This is a genomic window from Aeromicrobium piscarium (assembly GCF_007421815.1).
GTDB classification, from domain to species: Bacteria; Actinomycetota; Actinomycetes; order Propionibacteriales; family Nocardioidaceae; genus Aeromicrobium; species Aeromicrobium piscarium.
Genome location: NZ_VLNT01000008.1, coordinates 140,064 through 159,941 on the forward strand (window position 1 = coordinate 140,064; position 19,878 = coordinate 159,941).

The window sequence follows — 19,878 nt, forward strand, 5'->3', positions numbered from 1 at the left end:
CCTCCTCTCCATCCGTATCGATTACTGCTCGTCGTTCTCGTCGTCGTCGGCCTCGGCGGGCTGCTCGCCGGCCGGATCGACGACGCCGACGGTGGCCGCACGCACGACCCGGTCACCGACCTTGTAGCCGATGCGCATGACCTGCGCGACGCTCGTGGTGTCCACATCGGCCGATTCGCCGGCATGGAACACCGCCTCGTGCAGGGCCGGGTCGAAGGGCTCGCCCGGGGCACCGAAGGCCTCGAGCTCGTACTTGGCCACGGCGGCCTGCAGCGAGTCCGCGACGGCCTTGAAGCCACCGGTCAGCTCGCCGTGCTCCTCGGCTCGCCCGATATCGTCGAGCACCGTCAACAGCGCGGTGAGGACGTCCTCGCGGCCCTGCTTGCGCATGAGCTCGCGATCACGGTCCACCCGGCGCTTGTAGTTGACGTACTCGGCCTGCAGTCGCTGGAGGTCGAGCGTCCGCTCGGCGAGCTGACGCTCGACCGAGTCGTCCGCCCCGGCGGCCGGGGCCTCCCCCTCAGGAGAGGCCTCCGGCGCGCCCGCCGCCGCGACCTCGGGCTCGTCGACCGAGGGGTCGGACTGTCCGTGGTCGGGCTGTTCGGTCACTTCTGCTCACCCTCGTCTTCGTCGACGATCTCGGCCTCGACGACATCGTCGTCATCGCCCTCGGCGGTCGGGGCGTCGCCCGCGGCCTGCTGCTCGGCGGCAGCGGCGGCGTACATCGCCTCGCCCATCTTGGAGCTGGAGGCGCCGAGCTTGGTCACCGCCGCCGAGATGGCGTCGTTGTCCTCACCCTTCAGCGCCTCCTTGAGCGCCTCCAGGTCGGCATTGACCTCGGTCTTGACGTCGTCGCCGACCTTGTCGCCGTTCTCCTCGAGGAACTTCTCGGTGGAGTGGACGAGGGCCTCGGCCTGGTTGCGGGTCTCGACGGCCTCGCGGCGCTGACGATCCTCCTCGGCGTACTGCTCGGCGTCCTTGACCATCTTGTCGATCTCCTCCTTGGACAGCGCCGAGCCGCCCGTGATGGTCATCGACTGCTCCTTGCCGGTGCCGCGGTCCTTGGCCGACACGTTGACGATGCCGTTGGCATCGATGTCGAAGGTGACCTCGATCTGCGGGACACCGCGTGGCGCCGGGGGCAGCCCGGTGAGCTCGAAGGTGGCCAGCAGCTGGTTGCCGGCGGCCATCTCGCGCTCGCCCTGGTAGACCTGGATCGCCACGGACGGCTGATTGTCGTCGGCCGTGGTGAAGACCTCGCTGCGCTTGGTCGGGATCGTGGTGTTGCGCTCGATGAGCTTGGTCATCACGCCGCCCTTGGTCTCGATACCGAGGCTCAGCGGGGTGACGTCGAGCAGCAGCACGTCCTTGACCTCGCCCTTGAGGACGCCGGCCTGCAGGCTCGCGCCGATGGCGACGACCTCGTCGGGGTTGACGCCCTTGTTGGGCTCCTTGCCGTTGGTCATCTTCTTGACGAGCTCGCTGACGGCGGGCATACGGGTCGAGCCGCCGACGAGCACGACGCTGTCGATGTCGTCGACCTTGATCCCGGCATCGCGGATGACGTTGTTGAAGGGCGCCTTGGTGCGCTCGAGCAGATCGGACGTGATCTTCTCGAACTCCGCCCGGGTCAGCGTCTCGTCGAGGAACAGCGGGTTCTTGTCCGCGTCGACCGTGATGTACGGCAGGTTGATCGAGCTGCTCGACGAGCTCGAGAGCTCGATCTTGGCGCGCTCGGCGGCCTCGCGGATACGCGGCATGGCCATCTTGTCCTTGGACAGGTCGATGCCATTGCTGTTCTTGAACTTGGTGACGATCCAGTCGACGACCGCGTTGTCCCAGTCGTCGCCACCGAGGTGGTTGTCGCCGCTGGTGGCCTTGACCTCGATGACGCCGTCGCCGATCTCCAACAGCGATACGTCGAAGGTGCCGCCGCCGAGGTCGAAGACGAGGATCGTCTGGTCGTCGGCCTTGTCCAGGCCGTAGGCGAGAGCCGCCGCGGTGGGCTCGTTGATGATGCGCGAGACGTTGAGGCCCGCGATCTCACCGGCTTCCTTGGTGGCCTGGCGCTGGTGGTCGTTGAAGTAGGCGGGCACCGTGATGACGGCGTCCGTGACGGGTTCTCCGAGGTAGGCCTCGGCATCCCTCTTGAGCTTCTGCAGCACGAAGGCGCTGATCTGCTGGGCGTTGAAGGTCTTGTCGTCGATCTTCGTCGACCAGTCCGTGCCCATGTGGCGCTTGACCGACCGGATGGTGCGGTCGACATTGGTCACACCCTGACGCTTGGCGACCTCGCCGACCAAGACCTCGCCGTCCTTGGCGAAGGCGACGACCGACGGGGTGGTGCGGGCGCCCTCGGCGTTCGCGATGACGGTGGGTTCGCCACCTTCCAGCACGGCGACGACGGAGTTCGTCGTGCCGAGGTCGATACCGACTGCGCGAGCCATGTGATCTCCTCCTGAATGAGTCGTGGAATGCTTGAAAAACTGTGGGTCAACCGACTTGAGTCTAATCTTATCAACTTTGCTCAAGCGACCGTTGTTCCCCCTGGCGCCCGGGGCTGTGCGTGACTCCGCTCACAGGCCACCACCGCCTCGTGGGGCGGTGACTTACGCACCTCTCAAGACCGCCGAGACGTGCGTAAGCCACCGCTCACGCGAGTGAGACGTGCGTAGGTCACCGCCCACTCGGGTGGGCACAGGCAGGGCGGGGGCTCAGCCGTCCTCGTGATCGCGCAGCTCCAGACCGATCTGCTCGGCATCGAGGCGGTTCAGCTGCTCCTCGATGACCTGGGAGCTGAAGGTGCCCTGCTCGCTCAATCGCAGCAGCTCGGCACGATCGGAGTCGATGAGCGCGAGCCGCATCCGACGGACCTGGGCGATGTCGAAGGCGGGCTCGGCGCTCTCCTGCGCCTCCATCATCCGGCGCAGGCGCTCGATCATCGCATCATCGAGGACGCTGTCGTCGAGTCTCTCCTGTTCGTCCAGCCATGCGCGAGACGTGGTGCGCAGATGCGCTCGGAGCTCATCACGCTCGCGCTCGGTCGCACCGGGATCGCCGCCGCTCAGGCCGAGCCTGCCGACGAGCCACGGCAACGTACCACCCTGGATGATCAGCGTCCCGACGGCTACGACGAAGGCGATGAGGACCAGCAGCGAGCGCTGCGGGGTATCGGCCGGGAGGGTCTGCGCGGCAGCCAGGGTCACCGCACCGCGCATGCCGGCCCAGACGAGCACGACGGCCGCGCGACGACCGAACTGCGCCTCGGTGAAGTAGTCGATATCCGCGAGCTTCTGGTTCAGCACCCATCCCATCCGCTTCGAGCGCGGGTGGTCCGGTGCAGCGGCGACCCGACCCTGGGCCTCGTTGATCCGCTCGCGCAGCTCGGGGAAACGTCGCTGGCGGCGACTCATCCACCAGATCAGCGGGCCGACGAAGCCCGACCGGAGCACCAGGACCAGGGCCACCACGACCGAGGCGTAGACGAGCGCCTGCCAGGGGTTGCCGTGGTGGTCTTGCACGTCGCGCACGATCGCCTCGAGCTCGAGGCCGATCAAGAGGAACACGGCGCTCTCCAGCACGAACTCGAGCGTGCCCCAGACCGCCCGTTCGGTCGCTCGGTCCTGTGCGGTGAGCCGGCGCGGCGTCCCGTGCCCGGCCACCAGGCCGGCGACCACCGCGGCGACGAGCCCCGAGGCGTGCAGATGCTCGGCCGGGAGATAGGCCGCGAAGGGCGCCACGATGGTGATCGCGACACCGGCCGTGGGGTCACCGAGCTTGGCACGCACGGCGAGGTTGAGGTGGCCGACGACGAAGCCGATGACGACAGCGACCGCCACGGCGTAGAGGAAGTCGCCCACGACGCCCCAGAGCGACACGCTGGCTCCCGTCGCGGCGATGGCCGACCGCAACAGGACCAGCGCCGAGGCGTCGTTCAGCATGCTCTCGCCCTCGAGCACGGTCACGATGCGCGGCGAGACTCGGGCCTTGCGGACGATCGAGGTCGCCACCGCATCGGTGGGGCTGACGATGGCGCCGAGGGCGATGCCGGTCGCCAGACCGATACCGGGAATCAGCATCGAGATCACCCAGCCGATGACGACCGAGGAGATCACCACGAGCACCACGGAGAGGCCGGAAATCACCTTGAAGTCGCGGCGGAAGTCCATCGTGGGCACCCGCACCGCCGCCGCGTAGAGCAGTGGCGGGAGCACCACTCCGAGGATCCACTCCGGCTCGATCTCGATATCGGGCACTGCCGGGAGGAGGCTCACACCGATGCCGACCAACACCAGCACCAGGGGGGCCGCGACCCCGACACGTCCGGCGACCGCATGGACGGCCACGATCACCAGCAGCGCGACGACGACGATCAGCGTGAGTTCCACACCCCGACGCTACTCGCACCGCCTCTCTCGCGTCCGCTTTTCGCCACCCCTTGGCGGTGAGCTATCACGCACCCGAGGCCTGAAAGTGCGGGACAGCTCACCGCCCAGGCGAGCCGATCGTGGAAGTGCGGGACAGCTCACCGCCCAGGGGGTCGCGAGGGAGCGGGCCCAGAGCTATTCTTAGAACGTGCATTCCATGAAAGTGCGTACGCTCTGGCCGATCCTCGGCCTGCTCGTGCTCGCACCGATCTCAGCGGAGTACCTGAGCGGCTACCTCGGTCAGCGACTCGCCGATCTCCCGGGCATCGTGGTCAGCCTGGTGATCCTCGCGCCGCTCTACGGCGTGCCCGCACTGCTGATCCGCGAGTTCGCCCGGCGGACGGGTCGCGGCTGGCCGAGCATGATCGCCCTGGCGGCCGCCTTCGGCGTGGTCCAGGCGGCTCTGATCGATCGCTCCCTGTTCGACCCGGGCTACTTCGACGACTCGGACTTCTGGCAGGAACTGCCGACACCGTTCCTCGGCGTCGACATCAGCCAGCTGCTCGTCTTCGTCGTCGGACACGTCATCTGGAGCTTCTGCGCTCCGATCGCCATCGTCGAGTCCGCCAGCCCCCGCACCCGTGACCGTCCGTGGCTGACCTGGTGGGGAGCGGCGCTCGGCATCGTCGCCTACCTGCTGGCAGCCGCCGCCATCGCCACCGAGAGCTCCTATCTCCCGACACCCCTGGAGGCCGGCGCCGTCGCCATCGCGCTGATCGCCTGCGTCGCACTCGCCTGGCTCGCCCCTCGTCCCGGGCGGGAGCGATCCGGGGCTTCTCCGAGTCTCACCGTCACGGCGCTGACGGCACTGGCGCTCCTCGCTGTCTACTCCACCGCGTCAGCACCCGAGCCAGGACCGTGGGCATGGCCGAGTGTCGGCGTCGCCGCGATCGTGCTCCTGCTGATCGCCTGGCTGGCCAGCCGGTGGTCGTCACGGGCCGGATGGGATCAGCGCCATGTGGCCGTCGTCGCCAGCGCGCCGCTCATCGTCTACTCGCTGCAGACCTTCTTCCTGCCGCCGGCGGACGACCCGACTGCCAAGTACGCCACCAATGTCGTCCAGCTGATCGCCGTGATCGCACTCGCGGCATGGGGTATCCGTCGCGCCGAGCGCGGGGTGGCGGCATGAGCATCTGGACCCTGCGCGATCGCCGTCGTGACCTCGGCGCCGAGGACCTCGGGGGCGGTACCGTGCGCGTGACCTGTGACGGCGAGCTCGTCGAGGAGCGCAGCGCCGGAGCCTTCGATGACATCAAGGTCGGGCTCGGCACGGTCGACGACGAGATCGAACAGACCGTGCTCGTCGGCTTGAACGCACGTCGCGGCATCCGGCGGGTACGCCTCGTCGAACGCGCCGAGGGCACCCGTCCGGTGCGGACCGACTTCGTCCCGCCGGCGGGCACTCGCGCGCGGCGTCGCTACGACTGGCGTGAGACCCATCCGCGCCTCTTCGCCGCCCGCCATGTCGTGACGACCGGTCTCGGCATGCTCATCGGCCTACTGGGCATCGGTGCCGTCGTGAGCGCTTTCTTCCGTGGTCTTCTGCCGCGTATCGACTGGTCGTGGTTGCCCGATCTGCCCGATATCTCGCCGCCGGACTGGCTGCGCTACGTCGATCCGGTCTACTGGGTCTCGCGGCTGCTGCCGGACTGGGACTGGTTCGGCTGGCTGCCCGACCTGGATCTGTCCTGGTTGCAGTACGTCATGCCCTTCGTCGTCGCGGTGGTCGTCGGCCTGAGCGAGCTGGAGCGACGACGGAAGCGCAAGGACCGCGAGCGAGAGGACGAGGATGGCCCGTCGAGCTGACCCCGCCCTGCATGCACGACGGCGCGAGCAGATCGTCGCCGGCGCGGCACACGCCTTCGCCGAGAAGGGCTACGACGGGGCGACGGTCAAGGACATCTGCCGGGCCAGCGGACTCGGGTCCGGCACGATCTTCCACTACTTCGCCGACAAGCGCGCGATCCTCCACGGCATGCTGGAGATCGACCGCGACCAGACCATCGCCGACCTCCGGGCCATCGAGGACGACGATGCCCTGGCCGCCTTCTGGCGGGTGATCGACCGCGTCACCGGGGACCTGCGCGATCCTTTCGCCGGCCCGTTGGCGGTCGCTCTGCTCGGCCAGCTCTTGGTGGACCCCGTCGTCGGGCAGCTGCTCGGCGCCATCGACACCGTGGCGCATACCCTGCTGTCCGATCTGATCGCACGCCTACAGGCCGAGGGTCGCGCCGACCCGGACTGGGCGCCCGCCCACGCGGCCACGTGGGTGCAGTCGATCAGCGACAGTCTCTACCTGCGCTGCGGTGACGACGGGTTCGACGCGGACGCGGAGCTCGATCGACTGCGGATCGTCCTGGCACGCGCACTCGCCCTCTCCGACACCGGGAGCTGAACGCCGGAAGCCGGCTGGTGCCGCCCTGTGAGAGGCTACGGCGATGACGACCCTCTACTCCGCCACGATGTCCCTCGACGGCTTCATCGCGGGACCTGACTGCGACATGGGATGGCTGACCCCCTATCTCGGTGAGGACCTGAGCCCGGACGCCGACACGCTCGTGACCGAGGTCGGCTGCCTGCTGGTGGGCGGCCGGACACATCGAGGCGATGACCCGAATGCCGGCACGGACAGCGAAGGCGCGTTCGGCGGATCCTACGGCGGTCCCGCCGTCGTGCTGAGCCGAACTCTCGTCGATCCCGAGCCCGGCGTCGACCTCGTCACCGATGACGTGCGGACTGCCGTCGAACGGGCGACGGAGCTCGCCTCGGGTCGCTATGTGAACATCCTCGGCGCGGAGGCGGCGCGTAGCTGCCACGAGGCCGGCCTGCTCGACGAGATCCTCGTCTTCATCGCGCCGGTCCTCCTCGGCGACGGCACCCGGCTCTTCGAGCATCCCGGCGGGCAGGAGGTGCGTCTCGAGCGCAAGCCGGGCGCCGCGGCGCACTGGTACCGCGTGCTGCGCTGAACCCGCCATCGCGGGCGTGAGCTGGGCGGTGAGACAGCGTCCGTTCCCTAACGCCGAACGGACGCTGTCGCACCGCCCACTCCCGAGAACGGACGCCTACTCACCGATCGTCACCTCGAGACCGTCAGACGAGGCCGATGATGATCATCCAGTGCCAGCGTGCCCAGGGAAGACGGTCCATGCGGGCCGGCACCGTGGTCTCGATGCGCCCGAGTTCGACATCAGAACGAGCCATGACCTCCGGTCTACGCCTGTCCGGTCAGCTGCGCATGCCGAGACGTCGAGTCAGGTCCAGTCCGTCGAGCGCAGCACCCGCAGCACGTCATAGGCCTGATGTTGCTGACCCGACGTCAGCCCGTCGACGCCGAAGTCGATGGCGACGAGCGCCTCGGTGGCGTCGCGGAGCACAGCGCGCCCCTCCGGCGTCAAGGCGGCGAGCACCCGCCGGCGGTCGCTCTCGTCGACGGCCCGCGTCACGAGACCTTGTGCCACCAGCCGATCGATGGCATTGGTCACCGAGGTCGGATGCACCATGAGCCGTTCGCCGATCTTGCTCAGCGGCAGCGAGCCTGCTCGGCTGAAGGAGAGGAGCCGGAGCACCTCGTAGCGCGCGAAGGTGATGCCGAGCGGCTTCAGGACGGCCTCGAGCCGCGCGAGCACCAGCTGCTGGGCCCGCATGAGCGAGGTGACCAGGCGCATGGCCGTCGCATCGCCGACATGCTCCTCCCAGAGCTCACCGGCTCGCTCGATCGGGTCGAACTCCAGCGGCGCCATGCGCAGAAGCCTAACCGACCTGCCCACTGACTTTCATTTAGTAGGAAGTCCGACTATTTTATGACCTAGGAACTAGCCAGCGAGGTCAGCATGCACGTCCCCACCCATCCGGTTCGCTTCGTCACCGCCTCGGCCCTGTTCGACGGGCACGACGCGAGCATCAACATCATGCGCCGCATCCTGCAGAGCCAGGGCGCCGAAGTGATCCACCTCGGGCACAACCGCTCGGTCGCCGAGATCGTCGACGCGGCGGTCGAGGAGGACGTACAGGGCGTGGCCGTCAGCTCGTATCAGGGCGGACATGTCGAGTTCTTCGAGTATCTCGTGGAATCGCTGGCCGAACGAGGCGCGAGCGATGTGAGGGTCTACGGCGGGGGCGGGGGCGTCATCGTGCCCGAGGAGATCACCCGGCTGCGAGACGCCGGCGTGCACATCTTCTCCCCCGAGGACGGTCAGCGGCTCGGCCTCGCCGGCATGATCAACGAGCTCATCGCCGAATGCGATGTCGACCTGTGGGACCGTCACCGACCGGACCCCGCCGCCGTCATGGCGGGCGAACGGTCCGCCGTCGCGCGGGCCGTCTCCGGTGCCGAGGCCGGTCACCTCGAGGGCGACCTCGGCACCCGACTGCGGACCGCCGCGGCCGCCTCCTCGGCACCCGTCCTGGGCATCACGGGCACCGGCGGGTCCGGCAAGAGCTCGCTCACCGACGAGCTGGTCCGCCGGTTCCGCGTCGACCAGCAGGACAAGCTGCGGATCGGCGTCATCGCGGTCGACCCGACGCGGCGCAAGGGCGGCGGCGCTCTGCTGGGCGATCGCATCCGGATGAACGCGCTCGACGGTGACCGCGTCTACTTCCGCTCGCTCGCCACCCGCGGGGCACACGAGATCCCCGAAGGACTCGCCGACGCGATCGCGGTGCTGAAGGCCGCCGGGAACGACCTGGTCATCGTCGAGACTCCCGGTATCGGTCAAGGTGATGCGGGCATCCTGCCCTTCGTCGACCACTCGCTGTACGTCATGACTCCGGAGTTCGGCGCCGCCTCGCAGCTGGAGAAGATCGACATGCTCGACTTCGCCGATGTGGTCGCGATCAACAAGTTCGAGCGCCGTGGCGCCAAGGATGCGCTGCGCGACGTCGGCCGTCAGCTCGTGCGCAACCGCGAGGCCTTCGGGTCCAGGCCTGAGGACATGCCGGTGTTCGGCACGTCGGCGGCGACATTCAACGACGACGGCGTCACCGCGCTCTATCAGGCCGTGCGCGATCTCGTCGGCATCGAGCCTGGGGTACTGCCCCCCGTCTCGGTGCGTCATTCCGGCGACGAGGACCACGTCATGCCGCCCGACCGCGTGCGGTACCTGGCCGAGATCGCCGAGACCGTGCGCGGCTACCACGCGCGGACCACGGAGCTCGCCCGGCAGGCCGCCCGCGCCCAGCGCTTCCGCGAGGTCGCCGACGAGCTGGGTGAGACCTCGGTCGCCGCCGCAGCCGATCGCGCGGAGACCGAGCTCCCGGTCGAGGTCCGGGACCAGATCGCCACGTGGCCCACCGTCGTCGAGTCGTACTCCGGCGACGAGCAGGTCGTGGTGGTCCGGGACAAGGAGATCCATACCCAGCTCACCCGTGAGTCGCTGTCGGGTTCGAGCATCCCGCGGGTCGCCCTGCCCCGGTTCACCGACCACGGCGAGCTCGTGCGGTTCTGGCGGAACGAGAACCTGCCCGGCTTCTTCCCCTTCACCGCCGGCGTGTTCAAGTTCAAGCGCGACAACGAGGACCCGGCCCGCATGTTCGCCGGCGAAGGCGATCCGTTCCGCACCAACCGGCGCTTCAAGCTGTTGAGCGAGGGCCAGCCCGCTACCCGCCTGTCGACCGCCTTCGACTCGGTCACCTTGTACGGCCGGGATCCCGATCTGCGCCCGGACATCTACGGCAAGGTGGGCACCTCCGGCGTCTCGGTGGCCACCCTCGAGGACATGAAGGTGCTCTACGACGGCTTCGATCTGACGGCACCGACCACCAGCGTCTCGATGACCATCAACGGCCCCGCTCCCACGGTCCTCGCGTTCTTCCTCAACACCGTCATCGACCAGCAGATCGACGCCTTCCGCGAGCGCGAAGGCCGTGATCCCGACAGTGCCGAGCGCGAGGAGCTGCGCCGGGGTGCGTTGCAGACCGTCCGCGGCACCGTGCAGGCCGACATCCTCAAGGAGGACCAGGGCCAGAACACCTGCCTGTTCTCCACGGAGTTCAGCCTCAAGATGATGGGCGACATCCAGCAGTGGTTCATCGACGAGGGAGTGCGGAACTTCTACTCGGTGTCGATCTCCGGCTATCACATCGCCGAGGCCGGAGCGAACCCCATCAGCCAGCTCGCGTTCACCCTCGCCAACGGCTTCACCTATGTCGAGTCCTATCTCGCGCGGGGTATGGACATCGACGACTTCGCCCCCAATCTGTCGTTCTTCTTCAGCAACGGCATGGATCCCGAGTACTCGGTGCTCGGACGCGTCGCCCGGCGCATCTGGGCGGTGACGATGCGCGACAAGTACGGTGCCGCCGAGCGCAGCCAGAAGCTCAAGTACCACGTGCAGACCTCGGGCCGCTCGCTGCACGCGCAGGAGATGCACTTCAACGACATTCGCACCACGCTCCAGGCGCTCACCGCGATCTACGACAACGCCAACAGCCTGCACACCAATGCCTACGACGAGGCCGTCACGACCCCGAGTGCCGAATCGGTGCGCCGCGCCCTGGCGATCCAGCTCATCATCAACCGCGAGTGGGGGCTCGCGGTGAACGAGAATCCGCTGCAGGGCTCGTTCATCATCGACGAGCTCACCGACCTGGTCGAGGAGGCCGTGCTGCGCGAGTTCGATGCCATCAGCGAACGCGGTGGCGTGCTGGGAGCGATGGAGACGGGTTACCAGCGCGGCCGCATCCAGGACGAGTCGATGCTGTACGAGCAGCGCAAGCACGACGGCAGTCTTCCGATCATCGGCGTCAACACCTTCCGTCCCCAGTCCAGCGGTGAGGAACCGCCCACCGTGGAGCTCGCCCGTGCAACCGAGGAGGAGAAGCAGTCGCAGCTCGAACGTCTCGACGACTTCCAACGGACGCATCGCACCGAAGCCGAGGCGGCGCTGGCGCGGCTGAAGGATGCTGCCACCGGAGGCGAGAACGTCTTCGCGGTGTTGATGGACGCGGCACGAGTGTGCTCGCTGCAGCAGATCACCGATGCCTTCTTCGAGGTCGGTGGGCAGTACCGGCGCAACGCCTGACCCGTCTTTCTCACCGAGCGGAGCGGCCACGAGTGCGGTACGAAGGTGCGGAGGGTGAGAGCGGATCCACCCGTTGAAGGGAGCACCGCATGAAGACCATGATCTGGGTGGCGATCGCGATCGTCGCCGTCCTCGCCGTCGTCGCGATCGTCGCCTTCGTGCTGCGCAACAGCAGCCAGGCGAAGCAGCGCCGTGAAGAGGAGCAGCGTGAGCACCGCCGCATCCAGGCGGCCGACTTGCGCGAGAACGCGCGCGAGGGGCACGTCGAGGCGCACCGGGCGGAGGCGGAGGCCACCACGGCTCAGGCCGATGCCGAGCAGGCCCAGTTGGAGGCCGATCGCCTCGCCGCGCAGGCCGAGACCCTCGAGGCGGAGGCGTCGTCGACGCGCACGGCCGCCGACGACCAGTTGCGGCAGGCCGACGAGCTCGACCCCGACGGCCCGGTGGGCCCCGACCATGAGACTCAGAGGGCGCAGGATCCGGGCGTGGGCGACCCGCGGCATGCTCGCCGCGACACCCCGCCCCCTGCCTAGAGACCGCATGGACGCGGGTGGGTGAGTCCATCGTGACCACCCACCCGTCGCCTCGCCCCAGCGGGCCGCACGAGGACACCGCGAGCTCGGGTTTCACCTCTGGGTGGCGCATGAGCCGGTAGGGTCTTGCCGTGCCTTCCGCCACCTATGAGCAGATCTCTCTCCTGCCGCTGACCGCCGAGCACGTGGTCGGCCCCGAGCATCTCGATGTCAACGGCCATATGAACATCGGCCACTACTTCGCCTTCGGCGGACACGCGATGTGGGATCGCAACCGCCAGGACCTCGGGATGCCCGACTCCTACATCGCCGAGCGCGGACTCAGCACGTTCACTGCCGAGCAGCATCTGCGCTATCTGGCCGAGGCGGTCGAGGGCGACGAGATCGGCGTGCACGCGGTCGCCGTCGACGCCGGTGCCAAGGCCATCCACATGGCCGCTCTCATCACCAACCGAACACGCGGCCAGCTCGCCTGCGTCATGGAGAGCATCGCCGTCCACGTCGATTTCGGCACCCGGCGTCCCGTGCCCTTCCCCGACGATGTCGCCGCCCTGATAGCGGCGGCGATCGAAGGCGACTGTGTCGACATCGAGCTGCCGCTGAGCGGCGCGATCGCCATCCGCCGCTGAGCCGTCTAGCACAGATCCGGGACCGGCGGGCCACCTGACCACAGGGTGAGCAGCGCTCCGGCGAGGAGTCGAGCGGAGCACTGTTGCAGGCATGGCAACGACCGCTCCCCTCAACGGCGCCGTCCCCGCGAGCATCTCCGCCCTCCTCGGCTACGAAGGGGGTGTGGGGTCGTGACCGTGACCCGCACCGACCCCGCCTTGCAGACCGCCCTGCGGCGCGCCATGGCGAACATGACGACCGGCCTGTGCGTCGTGACGACCTCCTCGGGCGGAGGTCGCCCGCACGGCACGACGCTGAGCGGAGTGATGTCGCTGTCCATGGACCCACCGATGGTGCTGCTGTCCTTGTCGCGCACCTCGAGCCTGCTGGCCCGGTTGAGTCGGGGCGGGCAGTTCGGGGTCAATGTGCTGGCAGCCCATCACGATCAGATCGCACTGCGTTTCAGCAAGGACGTCCACGATCGGTTCGCCGATATCGCATGGGAGGACGCCGGAGCCCCGCGACTGCACGATGTCCACGCCTGGGTACTCGCGGACGTGGCGAGTCTCGTGCCCGCGGGCGACCACACGCTGGTGCTCGGCGATGTCGTGGAGGCCGAGGCCGCCGGCGGTCGGCCGCTCGCCTACTGGCAACGGACCTTCGGCACCCACCAGGCCTTCTGAGACCCTCCGGGTCCAGCTTTTGCCGGGTTGTGGCCCTCGGGAGGCTCCCCGAAGGGCCACAACCCGGCGAAAGTCGGGCGGCAGCCGGGCTCAGCTCACGCAGGCAGGTGACGGGCGAGGAACTCGCGCGTCCGGGCCTCCCGGGGCGCGGTGAAGATCTGCTCGGGTGTGCCCTCCTCGACGATGCGGCCATCGGCCAGGAAGACGATCCGGTCGGCCGACTCACGCGCGAAGGACATCTCGTGCGTCGCCATGACGATGGTGTGCCCGTCGGCGGCGAGGTCCTTCACGACATCGAGCACGTCGCCCACGAGCATCGGATCGAGCGCGGCGGTGACCTCGTCCAACAACAGCAGCTTCGGCTGCATCGCGACCGCGCGGATCAGCGCGACCCGCTGCTGCTGACCGCCCGACAGCGCATCGGGATAGGCCTTCGCCTTGCCGTCCAGGCCGATGCGGTCCAGCAACTCGTGCGCGCGTCGCTCGGCTTCCACCCGCTTCTGGCCCAGGACACGGCGTGGCCCGAGGGTCACATTGTCGAGCACCGACAGATGCGGGAAGAGGTTGTAGGACTGGAAGACGATGCCGATCGAGCGCCGGATCTCGTCGGGATCGATCGAGGGATCGGTGATCTCCCGGTCCTCCAGCCAGATATCGCCGTCATCGGTGATCTCCAGCAGGTCCAGGCACCGCAACAGCGTCGACTTGCCCGATCCCGAGGCCCCGATGAGGCACACGACCTCGCCGCGCGCGACGGACAGGTCGATCCCGTCGAGCACGACGTGCTCACCGTAGGCCTTGGTCACGTCCTGGATGCGCAGCATGTCAGATCCCGTTCTCGCGACGCAGCGATCGGATGGTCAGCCAGTCGGTGAACCGCGCGAGCGGGATCGTCACGACGATGAAGAAGACCGCCGCGACGCACAGCGACGTGAAGTTGAAGGTCGATGCCGAGTACACCTGAGCCGCGCGCAACGCCTCGACCAGTCCGATCGTCGACAGCAGCGCCGTGTCCTTCTGCAAGGAGACGAAGTCGTTGATGAGGGGAGGCGACACCCGGCGTACTGCCTGCGGCAGCACGATGTGCCGCAGCGTCTGGCGATAGCTCATACCGAGCGCCCGGCCACTGGCCCATTGCGTCGGGTGGATCGACAGCAGGCCGGCCCGCAACACCTCGGCCACGTACGCCCCGTAGCTCAGGGTCAGGGCGATGACGCCGAGCCAGAACAGGCTGGTCGGCATGCCGTTGAGATTCAGCGCCGGGACGCCGAAGCCGACCAGCAGCACGATCAACAGCGTCGGGATGCCGCGGAAGATGTCCGTGTAGAGCGCCGCGATGATCTTCAGCGGCATGAGCGCCGGCGAGGGGATGATCCGGATGACGGCCACCAACAGCGCGACGGCGAGCACGAGAAGCTCGATCGTCAGGAAGAGCCGGATGTTGAGCCAGAAGGCGTCCAGGATCTTGGGGAACGACTCTTTGGCGTGCCCCCAGTCGAAGTAGGTGACGCGCACCCGCTCCCACCCCGGGGCGTTGACCACGACCAGCGCCAACAGGCCGAGCACCACGATCGTCGACACCGCGGCGATCGTCGCCCTCCGGCGCGACTGGCGCGTGCGGTAGGCATTGCGTTCGAGCTGGCGGGCGCTGAGGACGCGGTCCGCCCCGGGTGGGGGCGAGGTCACTGCAGTTCAGGGACGTCGGCGGATTCCGAGAGCCACTGCGTCTCGATGTCGTCGAGCGTGCCGTTGTCCTTGAGCTCGGAGACGGCCGCGTCGAGGCACGGCTTCAGCTCGCTGTCCTTCTCCATCAGCAGGCCGAACTCCTCGGAGTCGCCGGTCTCGGGCTGGAACTGGCCGGCGATGGTCGAGCCCTCGATCTCCGCGGCGGTCAGGTAGAAGGCGCTCGGCAGGTCGGCCACGATGGCGTCGACCTGACCATTCTCGAGAGCCTGCGCCGCCTTGACGGTGTCGTCGTAGACGAGCGGGGCGGTGGACGGATCGATCTGGTCGATCGCGGTGAGCGAGGTGGTGCCGATCTGGGCGCCGAGCCGGGCGTCGGCGAACTCCTCGAGGCTGGTGGCACCGGCGAAGTCGGAGTCCTCGAGCGTGAGGATCGCCTGGGCGGCGGAATAGTAGGGCTCGGAGAAGTCGACGGCCTGCTCGCGGTCCTCGCTGATCGAGATCTGGTTGATGTCGAAGTCGAAGTCCTTGGCGCCGGGCTGGTACGAGGAGTTGAAGGGGACGACGATCCACTCGACGTCCTCGGCCGCGAAGCCGAGCTCCTCGGCGACCGCATAGGCCACCGCGGACTCGTATCCCTCGCCGTTGCTCGGGTCGTTGTCGGCGAACCACGGCTCGAAGGCGGGATCGTCGGTGGCGATGGTCAGGGTGCCGTCGTTCTTGACGGGCAGGCTGTCGACCGAGCACTCGCCCTCTCCGGGCGTGGCTGAGGCGGAGTCGTTGTCGTTGTCGTCGGCGGGCGAGCAGGCAGAGGCGAGCACGAGCACGAGCACGCCCGCGGCAGCCGACAGACCGAGGATTCGGGGGGAACGCATGGGCAATATTCTAGGGAAGACGTGCCTGTCGCCGACGCGTGGCCACATCAGCTCGGAGAACTGGCCCGAACGGACTAGCCGTGCGCGGGCCGGCGGTACACCATCAACCCCACCCTCGCGGCAGAGGTAGACCGTCAACCCCACCACGCCCCGATACGGTTGACCAGCTACCGCCACGACGCGGGTGGGGTTGATGGTCTACCGCCACCACGTGCGGCTCAGGGGCGGCGGGGGAACTGCGAGAAGTCCGGCGTGCGCTTCTCCTTGTAGGCGTCACGACCCTCCTGCGCCTCCGGCTGGCCGTAGAACAGCAGATTCGCGTCATGCGCGAGCTGCTGGATGCCGGCGTAGCCGTCCTCGGAAGCGTGGAAGCTCATCTTGGACAGTCGGATGGCCCACGGCGAGCGCTGCAGCATCTCGCGGCACCACTCCACGGCCGTCGCCTCGAGCTCGGCGAGGGGCACGACCGTGTTGATCAGCCCCATCTCGAGGGCCTCCTGTGCGTCGTACTGACGGCACAGGAACCAGATCTCCTTGGCCTTCTTCGGTCCGACGAGGTCGGAGAGGACGCTCGCGCCGTAGCCGCCGTCGAAGGAGCCGACCTTGGGACCCACCTGACCGAAGCGGGCGTTGTCGGCCGCGATGGTCAGATCGCAGACGAGGTGCAGCACGTGCCCGCCGCCGATCGCCCAGCCGGCGACCGCCGCCACGATCGGCTTGGGGGTGCGGCGCATCTGCACGTGCAGGTCGGTGACGTCGAAGCGGCCGGTCGCCCCCTCATCGGTCTTGTAGCCGGAGTCTCCGCGCACCCGCTGGTCGCCGCCGGAGCAGAAGGCCTTGTCGCCCTCGCCGGTGAGGATGATGGCGCCGATCGTCTCGTCCTCGCGCGCGACATTCAGCGCGTGGGAGATCTGCCGGATGGTCTGCGGCCGGAACGCATTGTGCACCTCGGGACGGCAGATCGTGATCTTGGCGATGCCGTCGCTCGTGGTCTCGTAGCGGATATCGGAGTAGTCCCCCGAGACGTTCCAGGTGGTCGCAGCACTCATGCCGCTCAGACTAGTCCGACCGGACACCCTCGACGCCGCGGGGCGCGGCCATCGCCCCGGCCGAGCGGCCCACCAGTCGCTCGAGCGGTCCCCGTCCCCAGAGGAGTGCCCACACGGTGGTGGCAACGAGCAGTCCGAGCGTGCTCCACCCCCACGTCGCATTGCTGTTGACGAATCCCATGGGCCCGCCACCGACCACGAGGATGATGACGATGTGCGCCGCATACGCGGTCAGTGGCATCGATCCGAGCGCGGCCAGCGGGATCAGCAGCCAGCGTCCGGGGCGGGCGAGCAGCAGGCACCCACCCAACGCCGCGAGCGCGAAGCCGCCCGAGCCGGCGATCTCCGGTATGCCTCCCGAATGAGGTTGCACCGAGATCGTGGACCAGAGGAGCGACTTCCACGGATCGGAGTCGCGCAGCTGCTCCCAGTACGAGAGCTCCTCCCACATCTCCTCGTCGACCGAGGACGAGCCGGTCTCCTCGGGATAGCAGCCGACCCACTCCTCCTCCACGTCGCAGACATAACCGTCGAGATCGACCTCGTCCGCGGGAACGCCCCAGGTCCCGTCTTCCAAGGAGGCGAAGCTCGAGGATGATGACCACGCGGAGTCTCCGGGCTCCCCGTCGACGATGTGCTCGGCGGCGGCCCCGAGTCCGTATCCGAGCGCGGCGAGGACCACACCAGCCAGGAGGCTGACCACCGCGATGCGCATCCGGTCGACCCCCAGCCGCCCCAGGCCAAGGCCGACGAGCACGAAGACGAGCCAGACGGTGATCGGGTAGACGCCCGACACGACGAGGTCGGTTCCCGGGCCGGTGGCGTAGAGCGACAGGAGCTGGATGGCGGCGAGGACGGGCGGACCGAGGAGCGCGAGTCCGGCTGCGGCGAGGAACAGCCGCCGTGGCGACCAGCGCAGCACCGGGATGGCCGCCACATAGAGCACGCCGTAGAACGTGAGGATGACGGCGACGCCGGTCCCGAGCAGCTCCAGGGCCACGCCGATGGCGAAGATCGCGGCACCGCGGCCGATGAGCCGTAGACGGACCCCGGGGAGCTCCTCGGGTGCGGGCGGGACCGTGCGACCGGTGACGAGTGCGATCGAGACCCCGGCGAGCACGGCGAAGAGAATCGCTGAGCGGCCGTGCACCACACCCGCCCACGTCTGAGGGTCGGACCACATCAGATCGGGGGTGCTGCCCATATGGGCCCCGATCATGCCGATCACGGCCAGCCCGCGGGCGATATCGAGTCCCATGACGCGGGGCGGACGGCCGAAGGAGACGAGCCGACCGACGAGGCGAGAACGCTGGGACGAGGCGATGGTCACCGCAGAAGGGTAGTGGATGACGCGACCGTCGAGATCGGCACGTTCGCCGCCATCGGCGACGATCTCCTCAACCGAGTAACGGCATCGCCATCCACACTGCGACCGCGCCGAGAACCGAGGCGAACAGGTAGTTCAGTCGTCGGGCGGCGCGCGGACTCCGAAACAGCGCTGCCAACCCGCGCCCGGCCATCGCCCAGACGACGAACGCGACGAGATTGTTCACAGTGAAGATGGTCGTGATGACCAAGGCCGTCGCCACATCGCCGCCGGGCGGCGACCACAGGAACCGGGTGAACATCACCACGACGATGTAGTACGCCTTCGGGTTGAGAAGCAGTACCGCCGCTCCTGTCCAGAAGCCGGGGCGCGGCGCGGCGAGAGACCCAGCTCGCGACGCCGCCGGGGACCGCGCGGCGAGGAGGAAGGTCCAGGACAGCCACGCCACGTACATGCTGCCGAGGAGGGCGAGCACGTCCACGACGATCGGATGTCGCACGACCGCGACGCCCATGCCGACACCGATCAGCGCGGTCACCAGGAAGGTCGCGACGTGATATCCGGCGAGCGCCCGAAGCGCGGCCCTCACACCTCGCATGGCTCCGATGGCGGCGAAGATCGCATTGCCCGGGCCGGGGCTGTATGCCAAGGGGAAGAGGAAGAGCACCAGCGCGGTGACATCGTCCGCACTCATGTCGACTCGCTCGTCGTCCGTGATGCCATAGGCGTGAGTCTTCGTGAAAGCCACCGCCGAAGCTGGCGGGATTCAGACCTCGTGACGCCTCCGAGTCGTCCGCTGGGCCACGCATTCTAGGCTGGAGCCATGCGTGACGACCTCGGAGCCGAGCTGATCACCCGCCGACCTGTGCGCCGTGTGGTCAGTCTGGTTCCGTCGCTCACCGAGGCCATGGCTGTGACCGAACCGGACGCGGTGGTCGGCGCGACGGACTGGTGCACGCACCCAGCCGGACTGGACGTCACGCGAGTCCGCGGCACCAAGAACCCCAACCTGGACCTGATCTCCTCGCTGCGTCCCGATCTCGTCGTCGCCAATCAGGAGGAGAACCGCGAGCTCGATGTCCAACGCCTGCGCGCCGAGGGGATCCCGGTCTGGGTCACGCACATCGAGACCCTCGACGAGGCCTTCTCCTCGATGCGTCGGCTGTTCACCGACGGGCTGTCCTGGGGTGTGCCCGACTGGCTCACGACGGCCGAGGAAGCGTGGGCCACGCCGGCGTCCGCGCCGCGAGGGAGAGCTGCCGTCGCCGTGTGGCGCGATCCGTGGATGGTGGTCGGATCATCCACATTCACCGGCGATGTCATGCAGCGACTCGGCCTGGAGAATGTCTTCGAGAAGCACGAGGACCGCTACCCACACGTCGAGTTGAGCGAGATCGACCGCGACGACATCGACCTCGTGCTGCTGCCCGACGAGCCCTATGTCTTCACCGCCGACGACGGCCCCGAGGCCTTCTCGAACGTGCGTACGGTGCTGTGCTCGGGCCGGTCCCTCACCTGGTACGGCCCCAGCCTGCTTACCGCTCGCGAGGAACTCGAGTCCCTCCTGAACTGACGAACCCGTCGAGTGGGGACGTTTGGACGGTGATTTCGCAAGGAATCACCGTCCAAACGTTCCACCTATTCGCTGCGCTCGTGGGAGGTGCCCATACTCA

The 19,878-nt window shown here is 68.2% G+C and carries 19 protein-coding genes; 9 read left to right on the top strand and 10 right to left on the bottom strand.

Annotation, left to right across the window (positions count from 1 at the left end):
- Positions 1–21: 21 nt before the first annotated feature.
- The 3 genes from grpE to FNM00_RS11580 all read right to left on the bottom strand — a co-directional run bounded on the left by grpE (position 22) and on the right by FNM00_RS11580 (position 4,388).
- Positions 22–609 carry a nucleotide exchange factor GrpE gene (gene grpE, locus FNM00_RS11570; protein WP_143913699.1) on the bottom strand — a complete coding sequence of 196 codons (588 nt, stop codon included), beginning with the start codon at positions 607–609 and terminating at the stop codon, positions 22–24.
- Positions 606–2,447, bottom strand: a complete 1,842-nt coding sequence (gene dnaK / locus FNM00_RS11575; protein WP_143913700.1) for a molecular chaperone DnaK — start codon at positions 2,445–2,447, stop codon at positions 606–608. The genes grpE and dnaK overlap by 4 nt, the downstream gene beginning before the upstream one ends.
- A 267-nt stretch (positions 2,448–2,714) precedes the next feature.
- Positions 2,715–4,388 carry a cation:proton antiporter gene (locus tag FNM00_RS11580; RefSeq protein WP_143913701.1) on the bottom strand — a complete coding sequence of 558 codons (1,674 nt, stop codon included), beginning with the start codon at positions 4,386–4,388 and terminating at the stop codon, positions 2,715–2,717.
- Positions 4,389–4,575: 187 nt separating this feature from the next.
- Here FNM00_RS11580 and FNM00_RS11585 point away from each other — a divergent pair, with 187 nt between their 5' ends.
- From FNM00_RS11585 to FNM00_RS11600, 4 genes are read left to right on the top strand one after another with little or no spacing between them, the layout of a single operon-like run.
- Positions 4,576–5,556, top strand: coding sequence for a hypothetical protein (locus tag FNM00_RS11585; protein WP_185973104.1), 981 nt, complete (start codon positions 4,576–4,578; stop codon positions 5,554–5,556).
- Positions 5,553–6,233 (top strand): hypothetical protein, encoded by a 681-nt coding sequence (locus tag FNM00_RS11590; RefSeq protein ID WP_143913703.1) that lies wholly within the window; start codon positions 5,553–5,555, stop codon positions 6,231–6,233. Before FNM00_RS11585 ends, FNM00_RS11590 begins: the two co-directional genes overlap by 4 nt.
- Positions 6,217–6,822, top strand: coding sequence for a TetR/AcrR family transcriptional regulator (locus FNM00_RS11595; RefSeq protein WP_143913704.1), 606 nt, complete (start codon positions 6,217–6,219; stop codon positions 6,820–6,822). Before FNM00_RS11590 ends, FNM00_RS11595 begins: the two co-directional genes overlap by 17 nt.
- Before the next feature lie 43 nt (positions 6,823–6,865).
- Positions 6,866–7,393 (top strand): dihydrofolate reductase family protein, encoded by a 528-nt coding sequence (locus tag FNM00_RS11600; protein WP_221933697.1) that lies wholly within the window; start codon positions 6,866–6,868, stop codon positions 7,391–7,393.
- 285 nt (positions 7,394–7,678) lie between these two features.
- Here FNM00_RS11600 and FNM00_RS19420 read toward each other — a convergent pair whose 3' ends face one another.
- Entirely contained in the window at positions 7,679–8,167 is a 489-nt protein-coding gene (locus tag FNM00_RS19420) for a MarR family winged helix-turn-helix transcriptional regulator (protein WP_185973105.1), read from the bottom strand.
- 90 nt (positions 8,168–8,257) lie between these two features.
- On the opposite strand from FNM00_RS19420, the gene icmF reads away from it, so the two are divergent.
- From icmF to FNM00_RS11625, 4 genes are all read left to right on the top strand, one after another.
- Positions 8,258–11,446 (top strand): fused isobutyryl-CoA mutase/GTPase IcmF, encoded by a 3,189-nt coding sequence (icmF, locus tag FNM00_RS11610; protein WP_143913706.1) that lies wholly within the window; start codon positions 8,258–8,260, stop codon positions 11,444–11,446.
- 89 nt (positions 11,447–11,535) lie between these two features.
- Positions 11,536–11,979, top strand: a complete 444-nt coding sequence (locus tag FNM00_RS11615; protein ID WP_143913707.1) for a hypothetical protein — start codon at positions 11,536–11,538, stop codon at positions 11,977–11,979.
- Between the two features lie 131 nt (positions 11,980–12,110).
- Entirely contained in the window at positions 12,111–12,608 is a 498-nt protein-coding gene (locus FNM00_RS11620; protein ID WP_143913708.1) for an acyl-CoA thioesterase, read from the top strand.
- A gap of 177 nt (positions 12,609–12,785) precedes the next feature.
- On the top strand, positions 12,786–13,271 hold the full coding sequence (locus tag FNM00_RS11625) for a flavin reductase family protein (protein WP_185973106.1): 486 nt from the start codon (positions 12,786–12,788) through the stop codon (positions 13,269–13,271).
- Positions 13,272–13,366: 95 nt separating this feature from the next.
- Here FNM00_RS11625 and FNM00_RS11630 read toward each other — a convergent pair whose 3' ends face one another.
- The 6 genes from FNM00_RS11630 to FNM00_RS11655 all read right to left on the bottom strand — a co-directional run bounded on the left by FNM00_RS11630 (position 13,367) and on the right by FNM00_RS11655 (position 18,899).
- A complete protein-coding gene (locus FNM00_RS11630; RefSeq protein ID WP_143913710.1) occupies positions 13,367–14,095 on the bottom strand; it encodes an amino acid ABC transporter ATP-binding protein in 729 nt (242 codons plus the stop codon).
- A 1-nt stretch (position 14,096) separates the two neighbouring features.
- The gene (locus FNM00_RS11635; protein ID WP_143913711.1) at positions 14,097–14,957 is read right to left on the bottom strand and encodes an amino acid ABC transporter permease; all 861 of its coding nucleotides are present in this window, start codon (positions 14,955–14,957) and stop codon (positions 14,097–14,099) included.
- Positions 14,954–15,829, bottom strand: coding sequence for an ABC transporter substrate-binding protein (locus tag FNM00_RS11640; RefSeq protein WP_143913712.1), 876 nt, complete (start codon positions 15,827–15,829; stop codon positions 14,954–14,956). Before FNM00_RS11640 ends, FNM00_RS11635 begins: the two co-directional genes overlap by 4 nt.
- Before the next feature lie 218 nt (positions 15,830–16,047).
- Positions 16,048–16,878, bottom strand: coding sequence for a 1,4-dihydroxy-2-naphthoyl-CoA synthase (gene menB / locus FNM00_RS11645; RefSeq protein WP_143913713.1), 831 nt, complete (start codon positions 16,876–16,878; stop codon positions 16,048–16,050).
- Between the two features lie 10 nt (positions 16,879–16,888).
- Complete coding sequence (locus FNM00_RS11650) at positions 16,889–18,208, bottom strand: heparan-alpha-glucosaminide N-acetyltransferase domain-containing protein (protein WP_221933698.1); 1,320 nt, start codon at positions 18,206–18,208, stop codon at positions 16,889–16,891.
- Positions 18,209–18,275: 67 nt separating this feature from the next.
- Positions 18,276–18,899, bottom strand: a complete 624-nt coding sequence (locus FNM00_RS11655; protein WP_143913714.1) for a LysE family translocator — start codon at positions 18,897–18,899, stop codon at positions 18,276–18,278.
- Between the two features lie 129 nt (positions 18,900–19,028).
- Here FNM00_RS11655 and FNM00_RS11660 point away from each other — a divergent pair, with 129 nt between their 5' ends.
- Positions 19,029–19,778: a helical backbone metal receptor gene (locus FNM00_RS11660; protein WP_143913715.1), complete on the top strand. Its 750-nt coding sequence runs from the start codon at positions 19,029–19,031 to the stop codon at positions 19,776–19,778.
- Positions 19,779–19,878: the final 100 nt, after the last annotated feature.

Excerpts from the sequence above, each read along its gene's own strand:
- FNM00_RS11655 (WP_143913714.1), bottom strand. The coding sequence starts at position 18,899 with ATGAGTGCGGACGATGTCACCGCGCTGGTGCTCTTCCTCTTCCCCTTG.
- menB (WP_143913713.1), bottom strand. The coding sequence starts at position 16,878 with ATGAGTGCTGCGACCACCTGGAACGTCTCGGGGGACTACTCCGATATC.
- FNM00_RS19420 (WP_185973105.1), bottom strand. The coding sequence starts at position 8,167 with ATGGCGCCGCTGGAGTTCGACCCGATCGAGCGAGCCGGTGAGCTCTGG.
- FNM00_RS11640 (WP_143913712.1), bottom strand. The coding sequence starts at position 15,829 with ATGCGTTCCCCCCGAATCCTCGGTCTGTCGGCTGCCGCGGGCGTGCTC.
- FNM00_RS11590 (WP_143913703.1), top strand. The coding sequence starts at position 5,553 with ATGAGCATCTGGACCCTGCGCGATCGCCGTCGTGACCTCGGCGCCGAG.
- icmF (WP_143913706.1), top strand. The coding sequence starts at position 8,258 with ATGCACGTCCCCACCCATCCGGTTCGCTTCGTCACCGCCTCGGCCCTG.
- FNM00_RS11615 (WP_143913707.1), top strand. The coding sequence starts at position 11,536 with ATGAAGACCATGATCTGGGTGGCGATCGCGATCGTCGCCGTCCTCGCC.
- dnaK (WP_143913700.1), bottom strand. The coding sequence starts at position 2,447 with ATGGCTCGCGCAGTCGGTATCGACCTCGGCACGACGAACTCCGTCGTC.
- FNM00_RS11660 (WP_143913715.1), top strand. The coding sequence starts at position 19,029 with ATGCGTGACGACCTCGGAGCCGAGCTGATCACCCGCCGACCTGTGCGC.
- FNM00_RS11630 (WP_143913710.1), bottom strand. The coding sequence starts at position 14,095 with ATGCTGCGCATCCAGGACGTGACCAAGGCCTACGGTGAGCACGTCGTG.
- FNM00_RS11600 (WP_221933697.1), top strand. The coding sequence starts at position 6,866 with ATGACGACCCTCTACTCCGCCACGATGTCCCTCGACGGCTTCATCGCG.
- FNM00_RS11595 (WP_143913704.1), top strand. The coding sequence starts at position 6,217 with ATGGCCCGTCGAGCTGACCCCGCCCTGCATGCACGACGGCGCGAGCAG.